Genomic DNA, 14,556 nt, shown 5'->3' with positions numbered 1-14,556 from the left:
TGTCTATTTCAATTTCTCCGGAAAAAATTAGTACATGCTCGGGAAAGCAAAACGCTATACAAACAGATAACCTTAGCCTCTCGAACGTTTAACAGATACCATGAAACGCTACGTACTCATCCTGCTGCTGCCTTTTTTTCTGTTCGCCTTCGATCAGAAACCAACGGCCTTGCGGGTCAGTGACCTGCGAATCGAGGGCCGCGTGAATCCGGAAGGAATCGATGCCCGACAGCCCCGTTTCAGCTGGCAGCTCACGGGCGAGCAACGAAATCTGCACCAGACGGCCTATCAGATTCTGGTTGCTTCGAGTGAAGAGAAACTGGCGGCGAATGAAGGTGATTTGTGGGATTCGGGAAAAGTAAACGCCGACCAGAGTATCCAGAATCCGTATCAGGGGAAAACGTTGAAAAGCCGGACCGAGGCGTTCTGGAAAGTGAAAATCTGGACCAATCAGGGCGAAAGCGATTGGAGTACGCCGCAGCATTTCAGCGTAGGGCAGCTCTACGCAGTTGACTGGAAAGGCCGCTGGATTGGGCTGGATCGGGCCTTTGCCTGGGATACGGAAACGCAGTTTTCCCGCCTGTCGGCCCGGTATTTCCGCAAGGAGTTTACCCCGAAAAAAGAAATCAAACGGGCGAAGGTATACATCATCGGACTGGGTTTGTACGAACTCTACCTGAACGGACAGAAAGTAGGCGACCAGGTCCTGGCTCCCGCTCCGACGGATTACACGCAGGGCGTCAAGTACAATACCTTCGACGTTACTGCACTGCTCAAATCGGGGAAGAATGCCATCGGGACCATTCTCGGCAATGGCCGTTACTACACGATGCGGCAGGCGTACAAGCCCTACAAAATCAAGACGTTTGGTTACCCAAAACTGCTGCTGAATCTGGTATTAACCTATGCCGATGGCTCGACGGAGTGGATCACAACCGATGATTCCTGGAGAGCCACCGCTGACGGCCCGATTCGTACCAACAACGAATACGACGGCGAAGAGTACGACGCGACGAAAGAACTGCCGGGATGGAGTACCGCAGGTTTCAACGATCAGAAGTGGCTGAAAGCGGAATTTGTGCAGGAGCCGGGCGGAGCCTACGAAGCCCAGATGAATGAAAACATGAAGGTGATGGAGACAGTAAAACCCGTATCGATCAAACCTTTAAAAACGGGTGGTTACGTGCTGGATATGGGTCAGAATCTGGCGGGCTGGGTTCGGCTGAAGGTACAGGGTAAACGCGGTGATCGGATCAAACTCCGCTTTGCCGAAACGTTGCAGGAAAACGGCGAACTGTTCGTCCGCAACCTCCGCGATGCCAAAGTGACGGACGTGTACACGCTGAAAGGCGGCGGTACGGAAACCTGGGAGCCGACGTTTGTGTACCACGGGTTTCGATACGTGGAAATTACAGGTTTTCCGGGCGTACCCAAACTCGAAAATTTTGAAGGACGCGTAGTCTATGATGATATACCGACGATTGGTACGTTTACCTCTTCCAACCCAACGCTGAATCAGATTTTCAAAAATGCGTACTGGGGCATTCGGAGTAACTACAAAGGGATGCCCGTCGATTGTCCGCAACGCAACGAGCGGCAACCCTGGCTGGGTGACAGGAGCACGGGGGCGTACGGAGAGAGTTTTCTTTTTGATAACAGTCGGCTATACGCCAAGTGGCTGGATGATATTCAGCAGGCCCAGAAAGCCGATGGGAGTATTCCCGACGTCGCTCCGGCCTTTTGGCGGTACTACAGTGACAACGTGACCTGGCCGGGTACGTACCTGATGGTGGCAAACATGCTGTATCGGCAGTTTGGGGATACAGAGTCGATACGGAAACATTATCCTTCCATGCACAAATGGATGGCCTACATGGCCGCTCAGTACACCAAAGATGGCCTCATTACCAAGGATAAATACGGCGACTGGTGCGTACCGCCGGAATCAAAAGAGCTCATCCACGCCAAAGACCCGGCTCTGCAAACGGATGGTGTACTGTTGGCTTCGGCTACGTACATCGGTCTACTGGATTTGATGCAGCAATTTGCTCAGTTGCTACAGAAACCGGAAGAGGCTCGGACGTACGAGCAACAGGCAGTGGCGATGAAAAAGGCTTTCAATGAGAAGTTCTTCCAGGCTTCTACGGGTCAGTACAGCAACAATACAGTCACAGCGAATTTGCTACCGCTGATGTACGGCATTGTACCCGAAAAACAGCAGTCGCAGGTGTTTGCTAGTATCGTCGATAAGATCGTGAAGGAACAGAAATCGCACATCAGTACGGGCGTGATTGGTACGCAGTGGCTCATGCGGGGACTCGCCCAGCACGGTCGGCCCGATCTGGCGTACACGCTGGCAACCAACCGCGATTATCCGAGCTGGGGCTACATGGTGGAAAACGGGGCAACGACCATATGGGAATTATGGAACGGCAATACGGCGAATCCGGAAATGAATTCGGCCAATCACGTGATGTTGCTGGGAGATTTACTGATCTGGTACTACGAGCATATCGCGGGAATTAAGGCTCAGGCACCAGGTTTCAACGTCATTGAAATGAAACCAGATTTTCCGGAAGGACTGACGGAAGTAGACGCCTCGTACCGCTCGGGTTACGGATTGATTCAATCCACCTGGAAGAAAGAAAAAGGACAGTTAAGCTGGTCGATCCAGATTCCGGGCAATACCCGGGCACAGGTCTATATCCCCGCCCGTTCCGTGGATGAAATCAAAGAAAACGGCAAAAAGGTGACGGCCGTGGAAGGGGTGAAGTTGGTAAAGAAACAAGGCGATCGCGTAGTGCTGGACGTGGGTTCGGGAACGTACCGGTTTGAGGTCAACCCATGATTTAGCGGGGATACCCACGGACCTAATCCTAGAATCCGATCCTAAGAAAAGTCGAAGCAAGAAGTCTGGAGGACTTCAATGTGCATAGCCTCGGGTGTAACCCGGGGGGGGCGGTCCCCTCCCCGAAACCCAAAAAAACTAAAAACCCCGGAAACCGATGAAAATCCGGAATAGCAACAACAAACCATGAACACCTTCCAAACCTACCTACTTCTGGCGGGTGGTCTGTTGACCGCCCCGTTAACCCAGGCCCAGGTCGAAAAATGGCAGAGCGGCTTAGTCAAACACGAAGCCATTTTTGAGTCGGCCCCTTTCCCGGAAAGCCACTCGGCCACCATCGTCGAAACGCCCAAAGGTCTGGTAACGGCCTGGTTTGGGGGGACGAAAGAGCGGAATCCGGACGTCTGTATTTACGTCAGTCGGTTGGAAAAAGGGCAGTGGACAACTCCCCAAAACGTCGCCAATGGCATCGTAAACGATACCCTGCGGTATCCTACCTGGAACCCGGTGTTGTACCAGGTACCCAACGGAGATCTGCTGTTATTTTACAAAATCGGCCCGAGTCCCAGTAAGTGGCAGGGCTGGATGAAAACCTCGTCGGACGGGGGCCTAACCTGGTCGGCAGCGAAATCCTTACCCGAAGGGTATATCGGCCCCGTCAAAAACAAACCCATCATACTGGAAAATGGTAACCTGTTTTGTCCGACGAGCACCGAAGGCAACGGCTGGAAAATCCATTTTGAAGTAACCAAGGATCAGGGAAAAACCTGGCGGAAAGTTGGACCGATCAACGACGGAAAAACGCTCAATGCCATTCAGCCCAGCATCCTCAAACACGGGAAAGGCAAGCTACAGATTCTGGCCCGTAGCAGAGACCGGGCTATTCTGGAATCCTGGTCGAACGACAATGGGGAAACCTGGTCGCCGCTGGCGAAAACCAATTTGCCCAACAACAACTCCGGTACCGATGCCGTCACCCTGAAGGACGGTCGGCAGGCCCTGGTGTATAACCACGTATTGCCGCCGGGCGACAAAGCCAAAGGACCACGGACGCCCCTGAACCTCTCCATTTCTGAAGACGGCAAGAACTGGTCGGCGGCGGTGATTATTGAAGACTCGCCCATCAGTCAGTATTCCTATCCGTCGATTATTCAAACGTCGGACGGACTCATTCACATCGTCTATACCTGGCGTCGCCAGAAAATCAAACACGCCGTGATCGACCCGAAAAAGATGAAACTGATTCCGATCAAAGACGGCGTCTGGCCGTCGATCAAAGGCTATACGCCCCCACAGGGCGGCGAGATGACGAAAGACGGATAAGCCGATCAGGACGCGTTTGAATCCACGAAATGAATCCCTCTAAATCCATGAAACGAATTCTTGTTTTATTCCTGCTGCTGGGGGCGAAAACCTACGCTCAAAGCTCCGACGACGCCTTCCGAAAATCCTTGAAAGAGGTGATTCAGGAAATCGAAACCCAGTACGCGGTAAAAATCCGGTATCCTGAAGACCTGGTGAAGGATCGGCAGATCACCTACGCCAACTGGCGGTTTCGCCCCGATGTCGAGCAGACGATGACGAATATCTTCGCTTCGCAGGACATTACGTTTACGAAGGAAGGCGACAAAAAATACAAACTGCAGGCCTTTCAGTATCACCTGAAAACCCCGAAAGAAGGCAAGCAGCAGCTCGACTATCTGTCCTCCTTGTACCACGATCAGGCGAGTTGGGAAACGCGTAAAACCGAACTCAAAAGCTGTATGCGGGCGGCGTTAAAGCTGGACCAGCTACCCGCGACTCCGAAAAGCCAACCCATCATTACCAACAAACGAACTTTCGATGGATACACCGTCGAAAATGTAGCTATCGAAACCTTGCCGGGGATGTACGTCTGCGGATCGTTGTACAAACCCACGCATGCCAAAGGGCTAATGCCCGTTATCCTCAATCCCGACGGTCATTTTGGCGACGGACGCTACCGCTCTGATTCCCAGTACCGCTGTGCCATGCAGGCCCGGATGGGAGCGATGGCGTTTAGTTACGACCTCTTTGCCTGGGGTGAATCACTGCTGCAATTCAAATCCGCCGACCACCGTCGGAGTCTGGCCAATACGATTCAGATCCTGAACGGGATGCGAATTCTCGACTGGCTGTTGACCCAGAAAAATGCCGATCCGGCCCGCATTGCGGTAACGGGCGGTTCGGGCGGCGGTAGCCAGACGATGCTGCTGACAGCTCTCGATGATCGTATAGATTTAAGCGTTCCGGTGGTCATGACTTCTTCGTACCACAGCGGCGGCTGCCCTTGCGAAAGTGGGATGGGCGTGCACCTCTGCGGCCACGGGACCAACAACGTGGAGATGGCGGCTATGGCGGCTCCGCGTCCGCAACTGGTCATTTCCGACGGTAAAGACTGGACCCAGTACGTTCCCGAACATGAGTTTCCTTTCCTGCAACGAACCTACGGATTCTACGGCCCTTCGAAGGTGATTAAAAACGTCCATTTGTCGGAAGAAGGCCACGATTACGGCATCAATAAGCGACTGGCTCTGTACCAGTTTCTGGCCGATCAGTTCAAGTTGGATACGAAGCAAGTGAAAAACGCAGCGGGCCAATTCGACGAATCGAAATGCACGATTGAGAAGTATCCCGCGATGTATGTATTCGGTGAAAAAGGGGAGAACCTACCCGCGAATGCTGTGCGGAGTTTTGAGGAACTGGAGCAGAAAATCGGACTCAAATAGGGCTGGACGTGGGTGATGAATGCCCGTTCGCTCCTGCGTATAAAGCGTTGCAGTTCATTAAAAGCAAGAAAATAGTATGAAAAACCTGAATCGTCGTCAGTTTTTGGGTCAGTCGGCTTTGGTGCTGACGGCCCTGTATAGTTCGCCGTTTAAGGTGTTTGCCAAAGAAAAACAAGCCTACAAAATCGCCGTAGTAGATCTGATGATTCTAAAGCGGCAGAAACTTGGAGCTTTTCAGTTGACCAAAGAAATCGGAGCCGACGGACTCGAAGTGGATATGGGTGGACTGGGTAATCGGGAAACCTTCGATAGTCAGCTTGCCAAACCCGAAGTGCGGCAGCAGTTTCTGGATAAAGCCAAAGAATTGAAGCTGGAAATCTGTTCGCTGGCGATGAGTGGTTTTTATGCCCAGAGTTTCGCGACGCGACCGACGTACGAGCGAATGGTGCAGGACTGCATCGATACCATGAAAGCCATGCAGATAAAGGTTGCCTTTCTGCCCCTGGGTACGCAGGGTGATCTGGTCAAAAATCCGGAGCTGCGTCCGGCGATTGTGGAGCGGTTGAAAGTGGTGGGGAAGATGGCGAAAAAAGCGGGCGTGGTCATCGGTATTGAAACGTCCCTGGATGCCAAAGGGGAAGTAGCATTGCTGGATGAAATCGGCTCGAAACACATTCAAAGCTACTTCAACTTCTCCAATCCCCTGAAATCGGGCCGCGACTTGAATGAAGAACTACGGGTTCTCGGTAAAAAACGCATCTGCATGATTCACTGCACCGACGAGGATGGCGTATGGTTGGAAAACAATAAGCGGCTGGACCTGAAGAAAGTCAAACAAACGCTCGACGACATGGGCTGGAAAGGCTGGCTCGTCATCGAACGGTCCCGCGATGCGAACGATCCCCGCAACGTAAAGAAAAATTTCGGAGCGAATACAGCGTATCTCAAATCCATTTTTCAGGCGTAACCATTAACCACCGGGGTGTTCCCTATCAATAGCCTGGGGTTTCAACCCCAGGTACCTTCGATGAATAAATGTATTTTCATAGTACTTGGCATGCTCCTGTGTTCGACGCTTACCTTCGCCCAGCAGGCCGAAGTGTGGGTATCGACTACCGGCTCGGACGCGAACGGGGGTAGCCGTGAAAAACCGCTGGCGAGTCTGACGATGGCCTTGCGGAAAGTCCGGGAATTACGACGGCTCGCCGATCCTTCCGTACGCTTTGGGGCTCATATTTATCTGGCGGGTGGACGGTACTCGCTGGAAGAACCCGTCTTCCTGCGGCCCGAAGATTCGGGAACGGCTGAAAGTCCCACCTGGATTGAAGCGGCTCCCAACGAAAGGCCCGTCCTGAGCGGCGGCGTAACGCTAACGGGCTGGCAGAAAGTGAAAGGAACCGTACCGGGATTGCCCAAAACTAGTACCGGAAAAGTCTGGGTGACGGACGTTCCCCTGGTCGGCGGGCGACCTTTTGAATTTCGACAGCTATGGGTGAATGGGCAGAAAGCCACGCGGGCAAAGGATACGCCCTACGGAACGATGAACCGGATTTTGTCCTGGAATAAAGCCGAACAAACCTGCTGGATTCCAGCTCCGAAGTTCGGCGACTTATCCCGGGCGTATGGTCTCGAATTTTTTATTCATCAGTGGTGGGCCGTAGCGACCTTACGCGTTCGGAAAATGGAAGTGCAGGGCGACAGTGCCCAACTCTTTTTTCACCAGCCCGAAAGCCGGATTCAGTCCGAACACCCCTGGCCCGCTCCCTGGATTTCGAAAGAAACGGGCAACTCTGCCTATTACCTGACCAATGCGATTCAGTTTCTGGACGAACCCGGCGAATGGTTCCTCGATACCCGAACCCAGAAACTCTACTACTATCCAAAAGCGGACGAGAATCTGAGTAACGCCGAAGTCATCGCTCCGCACCTCGAAACGCTGGTACGCATGACGGGTACCATTGACCATCCGGTTTCGCACGTACAGTTCAAAGGCATTGCTTTCGAGCATACGGGCTGGTTGCGACCCTCGCGGCAGGGGCACGTGCCGCATCAGGCGGGTTTGTACATGCTGGATGCGTACAAGCTGAAAATTCCGGGTACGCCCGAGAAGAAAACGCTGGAAAATCAGGCCTGGGTGGGACGGCCTACGGCGGCGGTGGAAGTTTCCTACGCCACGCACACGAGCTTCGAAAACTGCCGGTTCGAGCATCTGGCTTCTACGGGGCTGGACTACCACCGGGGCGTTCAACATAACCACATCACCGGAAATCTGTTCCGGGATATCGGTGGTACGGGCATTCAGGCGGGCGTTTTTTCCGACGAAGCCGTGGAAGCTCATTTGCCGTATCAACCCCAGGATGAACGGGAATTTTGTAGCCAGTTAAGTATCCGAAATAATCTGATTACCAACGTAACCAATGAAGACTGGGGGTGCGTGGGCATTGGAGCGGGCTTCGTCCGGAATCTCAGCATCGAGCACAACGAAATCAACGAAGTCGGCTATAGCGGTATTAGTATGGGCTGGGGCTGGACGCCGACCATTAACGTTATGCAAAACAACCGCATCCGGGCCAACAAAATCTACCACTACGGCAAGCACATGTACGACGTAGCGGCGATTTATACGCTTTCAGCCCAGCCCGGTTCGCAGATCATTGAAAACGCCATCGACAGTATTTACAAAGCTCCGTACGCCCACATTCCGCAGCACTGGTTTTATCTGTACACCGACGAAGGCTCCGCGTATTTCACCATTCGGGATAACTGGACGCCGACGGAAAAGTACCTGCAAAACGCTAACGGCCCGAACAACGTCTGGACACACAACGGCCCCGCCGTACCCGACAGCATCAAAAACCGGGCGGGACTCGAAGCTCCGTATCGGCATCTGTTGAAAGACAATTCAAAGCCGGATGCGTACTGGAAAATCAATGAAGAGAAACCCGTCATCGTAGAATTAATTGCTGCTCAGTCGTTGGATGAGGAGAAACTACGGGCCGTCATGGCGAAAGGAAACGTACCCGCTACGGCCTTGTACCGCTGGGAAAATCACTACGTCATTTTTGAGAAAGTTCAGGATGTATACCTGCTTCGCGAACGGCTAAAAGCAGCGTTTCCCGGTGTGACGATCAAAACCTACGACGACTTATTCTACGAATTCAACCGGAAAAAATGTGCGGATGGATCCGAAGCGAAGGAATGGGAACACACGATCCTTACGGCAAATCTCGTCGCGAGTCCGAAGTTGCAACAGGAGTACCTCGATTACCACGCCACGCAGTTCGAACAATGGCCGGAAGTCTCCAAAGGCTTTTGTAATGCCCAGTTTCAGCAGTTATTACTATTCCGAAACGGGCGGCAGCTGATGCTGGTCATCAGTACACCTAAAGGCGAAAGCCTGGAGAAGCTAGACCCCAAAACCACCGAAAACAATCCCCGCGTAATCGAATGGAACCAACGCATGAAGAAGTATCAGGAAGGCGTTCCGGGTACGAAGGCGGGGGAGGTTTGGGTACAGATGAAGTAGAGCTCGTTTGTTTTTGTAGTGCTTTATACTAAGACCTCATACTAGGACCTATTTCGTCCCGCAGGTACGGCTGGTCTTTTAGTCCGTATCGCGAACGCCGCTCTTTTCATCCCGCTTTAGGCCACCGCATTGCGGATGAAACCACCATGGAATGGAAGGCGGCTTGAGTCCCAGAATGGAATTCCGCCATGGAATGGGATAGGACGGGGCCTGGTTTTGAATCGTCCATGCAGTTATGCGATTCTAACTACTGGAAACAAACAACTGTCAAAAGATGAAAACCTCTCCCACATGTCAGCCGCGGAACGACCTACAACAGCCGCAATGCGATGGCCTAAAGCAGGCTGTTGTTAGTCGTGGAGTGGCTGACATGCTACCAAACAGCTAGGTATAAGTACCAAACCTAGTCTAGGTGAATAACGAATTTCTAAAAGAGCAAGGCTTTACTTAGTCTAGGCAATTCAGAATAATAAAAAAAGATCTAAAAATACATCCATGTTGAAGCTAGGAATTTTAGGATTGGGCGAGGGCCGTAGTACCATGTCGGCAGCGTTGCAGAGTACAAAAATCGAACTCGTCAAAGTCTGTGATCAGAAGCTCGAACTCTGTCTGCAACGATCCAAGGAATTTGATTTTTACTCCTATACCACGCAGTATCAGGACTTGCTCGATGATCCGACCATCGATGCCATCGCCATTTATACCCCCGATAAATTTCACGCCGAGCATACTAAACAGGCCTTGCTGCACGGCAAGCACGTCGTCTGTACCAAGCCCTTCATTGACGATCTGTCCAAAGCCAAAGAACTCATCGAACTGAGCGAGCAGACGGGTAAGAACGTCTTCGTCGGTCAAAGTTCCCGCTTCTTCGAGCCCATGAAAAAACAGCGAGCCGACTACGAAGCCGGACTCATTGGCGAGCTGATCACCATCGAAAGTTATTACCACGCCGATCACCGCTGGTTTCTGGACAAAGGCTGGTCGCTCGAAAACGCCTTCAAGTGGCTGTACGGCGGTCTGAGTCACCCCGTCGATTTCATTCGCTGGTACCTGCCCAACATCGAAGAAGTAATGGGTTATGGAATGCTAAGTTCGAACGGGAAAAACGGTGGCCTCAAAAACGCCGATACCATGCACTTTATTTTCAGGGCTACCGACGGACGCATCGCCCGGGTTAGTGGAGCCTATACCGGACCCGTACAGCCCGTTACCCGCGACAGCGAAATGAGTTGCATTCTGCGGGGTACGGAAGGCTGTAGTCAGGGAGATTACATGGATTTGCGGTACGCCATCACCGACAAAACCGGCGAAGAACGCATCCTGACCTGGGAACACAAACTCAAGCACTATTTCCGGTTTGAGGGAAAAAGTCATCACGCGGGCGAATACCAGAACTACCTCGAATACTTCGCCGACTGCCTGGAAAGCGGCCAGACGGCGTACCCCGACGTAAAAGAAGGCATCGGAACCGTGGCCTTGCTACAGGCAATGGACCAGTCTCTGCAAACGGGAAAACCCGTAAAAGTGGCGGATTTGCTGCGTGAACACGGACTTTAACTTTCATTCCCGATCTCCCGAAAAACGATCATTTTCCGGGAAGTTAATCTTCGTATGAACAACATCATTGATCGCTTAACGCTGCTGGACTACGGGATCGTGGCGGCCTACGTTCTGATTTTAGCTTTCATCGGTTTTCGAGCCAGTATAAGCAAAAAATCGGCGGATGAAGAAACACTTTTTCTGGCGAACAAATCGCTGGGCTGGGCGAGTATTGGCTTCAATATGTGGGGGACCAACGTCGGGCCGTCGATGCTGCTGGCCTTCGCGAGTATCGGGTATAGTACGGGGATTGTTGCCATTAATTTTGACTGGTATGCCTTCGTTTTTCTCTTTCTGCTGGCGATCGTTTTCGCTCCGAAATACCTGGCTGCCAACGTCAGTACCATGCCCGAGTTCATGGGTCAGCGGTATGGCGAATCCACGCAAACCATCCTGGCCTGGTATGCCCTCATCAAGATTCTGATTTCCTGGCTTTCGCTCGGCCTGTTCGCCGGAGGATTTCTGGTACGACAGATTCTGGGCTTACCCATGGGGCCGTCGGTGGTGGTACTGGTCGCTTTTGCCGGATTGTTTGCGTATACCGGCGGGTTAAAAGCCATCGCCCGCGTCAACGTTTTTCAGATGCTGTTGCTGATCGGCGTATCGCTGACATTGACTCTGTTAGGAATTCAGAAAGTCGGCGGACTGGAGGCCGTTTACGCCAAAGCCCCCGCCGATTACTGGAGCCTGATTCATCCCGCCGACGATCCGAAATATCCCTGGTACGCCATCCTGCTGGGTTATCCGGTAGCGGCGATTGCTTTTTTCTGTACCGATCAGGCGATGGTCCAGTCGGTACTGGGAGCCCGCAATCTGGAGCAGGGACAGCTCGGCGTCAACTTCATCGGCTGGCTGAAAATCCTTTCGTTGCCGCTGTTTATTCTGCCCGGCATTCTCTGTTACATCCTGTTCCCCAACCTTAACGATCCGGCCGAGGCGTACATGACCATGGTGACCAACCTCTTCCCGCCCGGACTAAACGGACTGGTGATTGTGGTACTGATTGCTGTACTGGTCGGTACGATTGGTTCGTCGCTCAATTCGCTGAGTACCGTGTTTACGATGGATGTGTACGCCCGGAAAATCAACCCCTCGGCTACTAACAAAGACTTGATTCGGGTAGGCCGCCTGACGGTCATTGCGGGCTGCCTGTTTGCGGTAGGCATGGCCCTGGCCATTGACAGTATCAAAGGACTGAACCTATTCGATGTGTTTCAATCCGTACTGGGTTTCATCGCTCCGCCCCTGGCTGTCGTCTTTCTGCTGACGGTATTCTGGAAGCGAACTACGCGACGGGCCGTCAATACCGTTTTGTCGGCTGGTTCGGTATTCAGCCTCGGCGTCGGCATTGTGTATCTGTGGGTATTACCGCCCGACCGCTACGATTTCTGGCCGCATTACCTATTGCTTTCGTTTTTGATTTTTGTAAGCCTGCTGGTGCTGGCGATGCTGATTTCCGTACTGGATCGGAACCCGACGGTTTATCAGGTCAAACCCACGCAGGTGGTAGTCAAACCCACACCCAAAGTCTGGGCGGCCTGGATTGCCCTGATGATTACGATGCTGACGCTGTATCTGCTGTTTCGATAGCAACAGAAGCAGGGTTAAAGTAAACTAGTGCAAGAGTCTGTAGTACTGACGGATTAACATTTTTGATTCAAGTCCAATGAAAAAGAACCTCTTCCTCCTAAGCCTGCTCCTGATGAACGTTTCGGTATTCGCTCAGGCGACCTGGATCTGGTATCCCGGCGATTACGAAATCTGGCTGGGGAACCAGATGCAGAATCGACGCACCGAACGCACGACCTTCATGCCGCCGTTCTGGAAGCTCGACAGTCATTACAACCTCATAGATTTCCACAAGGAGTTTACCCTGAGCCAACCGGAAGAGGTGGAACTTTTTGTGGAAGGACGGTACAATGTCAAGCTCGACGGCAAGATTCTCACGGGCTATCCCAAACGCATTACGGTACCCGCCGGAAAACATAAAATCAACCTCAAAGTCTTTAACCAGGCCCACGTTCCGGCTGTGTTTATTCGCGGAAAAACCATCCAGTCCGATGCTTCCTGGCGGGTAACGTTCGAGGATAAAGAATGGATCGACGAAACGGGAAAAGCCTCCGACCAGTCGGGAACGACCTGGTTACAGGCGGGCTCCTGGAACTTCAACGATCCGCTCGTGCCGCCTTCGCAATTCAAGCTGAATACGAAGGAAGAAAACCCCGTGCTGGTTGATAAGCAGGCAAAGTCATTTTTACTGGATTTTGGGAAAGAAACCTTTGGCTTCCTGAAGCTGAAAGGTCTGACGGGAAAAGGAAACGTCCGGATTTATTACGGTGAATCGAAGGAAGAAGCCCTGGCAACGGAGACCTGCGAAACCACGGATTTTCTGAAAATCAACCAATCCGCCAAACGCGATTCGGTGATGGAGTTGACCAAAGCCTTTCGGTACGTCAACGTGCAGTTTGACGGCAGTGTGGCCATCGACGGCGTTTCCATGCTCTACGAATTCCTGCCCGTTACGGAGCGGGGCGGCTTCCGTTGTTCCGACGAAGAAATCAATAAAATTTACGACGTTGCTCTCTATACGCTTCATCTGAATACCCGGGAATTTTTCATCGACGGCATCAAACGCGACCGCTGGATCTGGTCGGGCGATGCCTCCCAGAGTTACCTGATGAATTACTATTCCTTCTTCGATTCGCCCTCCGTAGCTCGTACCATGCTGGCCTTACGCGGCAAAGACCCCGTAACGAGCCACATCAATACCATCATGGATTACACCTTTTACTGGTTCATCAGCATTTACGATTACTACCAGTTTACGGGTGATAAAGCCTTCATTCAGCAGTTTTATCCCCGGATGAAAAGTCTGATGGATTACTGCCTGACCCGGCGGAATAAAAACGGGTTGCTGGAAGGCTTGTCCGGCGACTGGGTGTTTATCGACTGGGCGGAGGGACTGAGCAAAAAAGGAGAGGTGAGTTTCGAACAATTACTCTTCGCCCGGAGTCTGGAAACAATGGCCTTGTGTGCTGGAATTGTGAACCATTCCGACGACGCCAGTCAGTACGCCCAACTGGCCAAGGAAGTAAAAGGCAAGCTTTTTCAATACTACTGGAATCCCGAGAAACACGCTCTGGTACACAGTCGGGTGGACGGCGTTTCGACTCCGCACGTAACCCGGTACGCGAATATGTTCGCCGTCTTTTTCGATTACCTCAACCCCGCCCAAAAGCAGGAAGTGAAACAACACGTGTTACTGAACAATCAGGTACCGAAAATCACAACGCCGTACATGCGTTTTTACGAGCTGGAAGCCCTCTGTGCCCTGGGCGAACAGCCGTACGTAACCAAAGAAATGAAGGACTACTGGGGCGGAATGCTCAAACTCGGAGCGACCTCTTTCTGGGAAGAATATAATCCGGACAAAAAAGGAGCCGAACATTACGCCATGTACGGTCGCGAATTTGGTAAGAGCCTGTGTCACGCCTGGGGAGCCAGTCCGCTGTACCTGCTGGGCAAGTATTATTTGGGTGTAAAACCAACGGCCCCGGCGTATCAGACCTATCTGATTGAACCAAATTTGGGTGGTTTGCAGTGGATCGAAGGAAAAGTGCCGACGCCGCAGGGAGAGGTAGAGGTGTATTGCAGTGCCAAAGAAATCAAGGTGACGGGTGCCGCCGGAACGGGGACGCTTCGCTTCAAAAGCAAAAAGAAACCCACCAGCAAGCAGGGCGAAATCCGATCGTCGGGGGGCGGTTTGTACGAAATGACGATTGAAAAGGGGAAAAGTTATCGAGTGAATTACTCGCTGTAGAATTGGAGTAGTTTGT

At 52.3% G+C, this 14,556-nt stretch carries 8 protein-coding genes; all 8 read left to right on the top strand.

Features of this window, described 5'->3' with window-relative positions; all coding sequences use genetic code 11:
- Positions 1-100 precede the first annotated feature (100 nt).
- Positions 101-2,848, top strand: coding sequence for a family 78 glycoside hydrolase catalytic domain (locus ACOJTG_RS00740; RefSeq protein WP_420152046.1), 2,748 nt, complete (start codon positions 101-103; stop codon positions 2,846-2,848).
- Positions 2,849-3,034: 186 nt separating this feature from the next.
- On the top strand, positions 3,035-4,171 hold the full coding sequence (locus ACOJTG_RS00735) for a sialidase family protein (protein ID WP_420152045.1): 1,137 nt from the start codon (positions 3,035-3,037) through the stop codon (positions 4,169-4,171).
- Positions 4,172-4,218: 47 nt separating this feature from the next.
- Entirely contained in the window at positions 4,219-5,595 is a 1,377-nt protein-coding gene (locus tag ACOJTG_RS00730; RefSeq protein ID WP_420152044.1) for an acetylxylan esterase, read from the top strand.
- 76 nt (positions 5,596-5,671) lie between these two features.
- The gene (locus ACOJTG_RS00725) at positions 5,672-6,562 is read left to right on the top strand and encodes a sugar phosphate isomerase/epimerase family protein (RefSeq protein ID WP_420152043.1); all 891 of its coding nucleotides are present in this window, start codon (positions 5,672-5,674) and stop codon (positions 6,560-6,562) included.
- 60 nt (positions 6,563-6,622) lie between these two features.
- Positions 6,623-9,121, top strand: coding sequence for an L-rhamnose mutarotase (locus ACOJTG_RS00720; RefSeq protein WP_420152042.1), 2,499 nt, complete (start codon positions 6,623-6,625; stop codon positions 9,119-9,121).
- 495 nt (positions 9,122-9,616) lie between these two features.
- On the top strand, positions 9,617-10,678 hold the full coding sequence (locus tag ACOJTG_RS00715; RefSeq protein ID WP_102202174.1) for a Gfo/Idh/MocA family protein: 1,062 nt from the start codon (positions 9,617-9,619) through the stop codon (positions 10,676-10,678).
- Positions 10,679-10,732: 54 nt separating this feature from the next.
- Positions 10,733-12,310, top strand: coding sequence for a sodium:solute symporter family transporter (locus ACOJTG_RS00710; RefSeq protein ID WP_420152041.1), 1,578 nt, complete (start codon positions 10,733-10,735; stop codon positions 12,308-12,310).
- Positions 12,311-12,386: 76 nt separating this feature from the next.
- Positions 12,387-14,540: an alpha-L-rhamnosidase C-terminal domain-containing protein gene (locus tag ACOJTG_RS00705; protein WP_420152040.1), complete on the top strand. Its 2,154-nt coding sequence runs from the start codon at positions 12,387-12,389 to the stop codon at positions 14,538-14,540.
- Positions 14,541-14,556: the final 16 nt, after the last annotated feature.

The organism is Siphonobacter sp. (genome assembly GCF_048595215.1).
Taxonomy (GTDB): domain Bacteria; phylum Bacteroidota; class Bacteroidia; order Cytophagales; family Spirosomataceae; genus Siphonobacter.
This window is presented reverse-complemented; position numbering and strand designations above follow the sequence as displayed.

Coding starts and splice junctions, on each gene's coding strand:
- ACOJTG_RS00740 (WP_420152046.1), top strand. CDS start 101: ATGAAACGCTACGTACTCATCCTGCTGCTGCCTTTTTTTCTGTTCGCC.
- ACOJTG_RS00735 (WP_420152045.1), top strand. CDS start 3,035: ATGAACACCTTCCAAACCTACCTACTTCTGGCGGGTGGTCTGTTGACC.
- ACOJTG_RS00730 (WP_420152044.1), top strand. CDS start 4,219: ATGAAACGAATTCTTGTTTTATTCCTGCTGCTGGGGGCGAAAACCTAC.
- ACOJTG_RS00725 (WP_420152043.1), top strand. CDS start 5,672: ATGAAAAACCTGAATCGTCGTCAGTTTTTGGGTCAGTCGGCTTTGGTG.
- ACOJTG_RS00720 (WP_420152042.1), top strand. CDS start 6,623: ATGAATAAATGTATTTTCATAGTACTTGGCATGCTCCTGTGTTCGACG.
- ACOJTG_RS00715 (WP_102202174.1), top strand. CDS start 9,617: ATGTTGAAGCTAGGAATTTTAGGATTGGGCGAGGGCCGTAGTACCATG.
- ACOJTG_RS00710 (WP_420152041.1), top strand. CDS start 10,733: ATGAACAACATCATTGATCGCTTAACGCTGCTGGACTACGGGATCGTG.
- ACOJTG_RS00705 (WP_420152040.1), top strand. CDS start 12,387: ATGAAAAAGAACCTCTTCCTCCTAAGCCTGCTCCTGATGAACGTTTCG.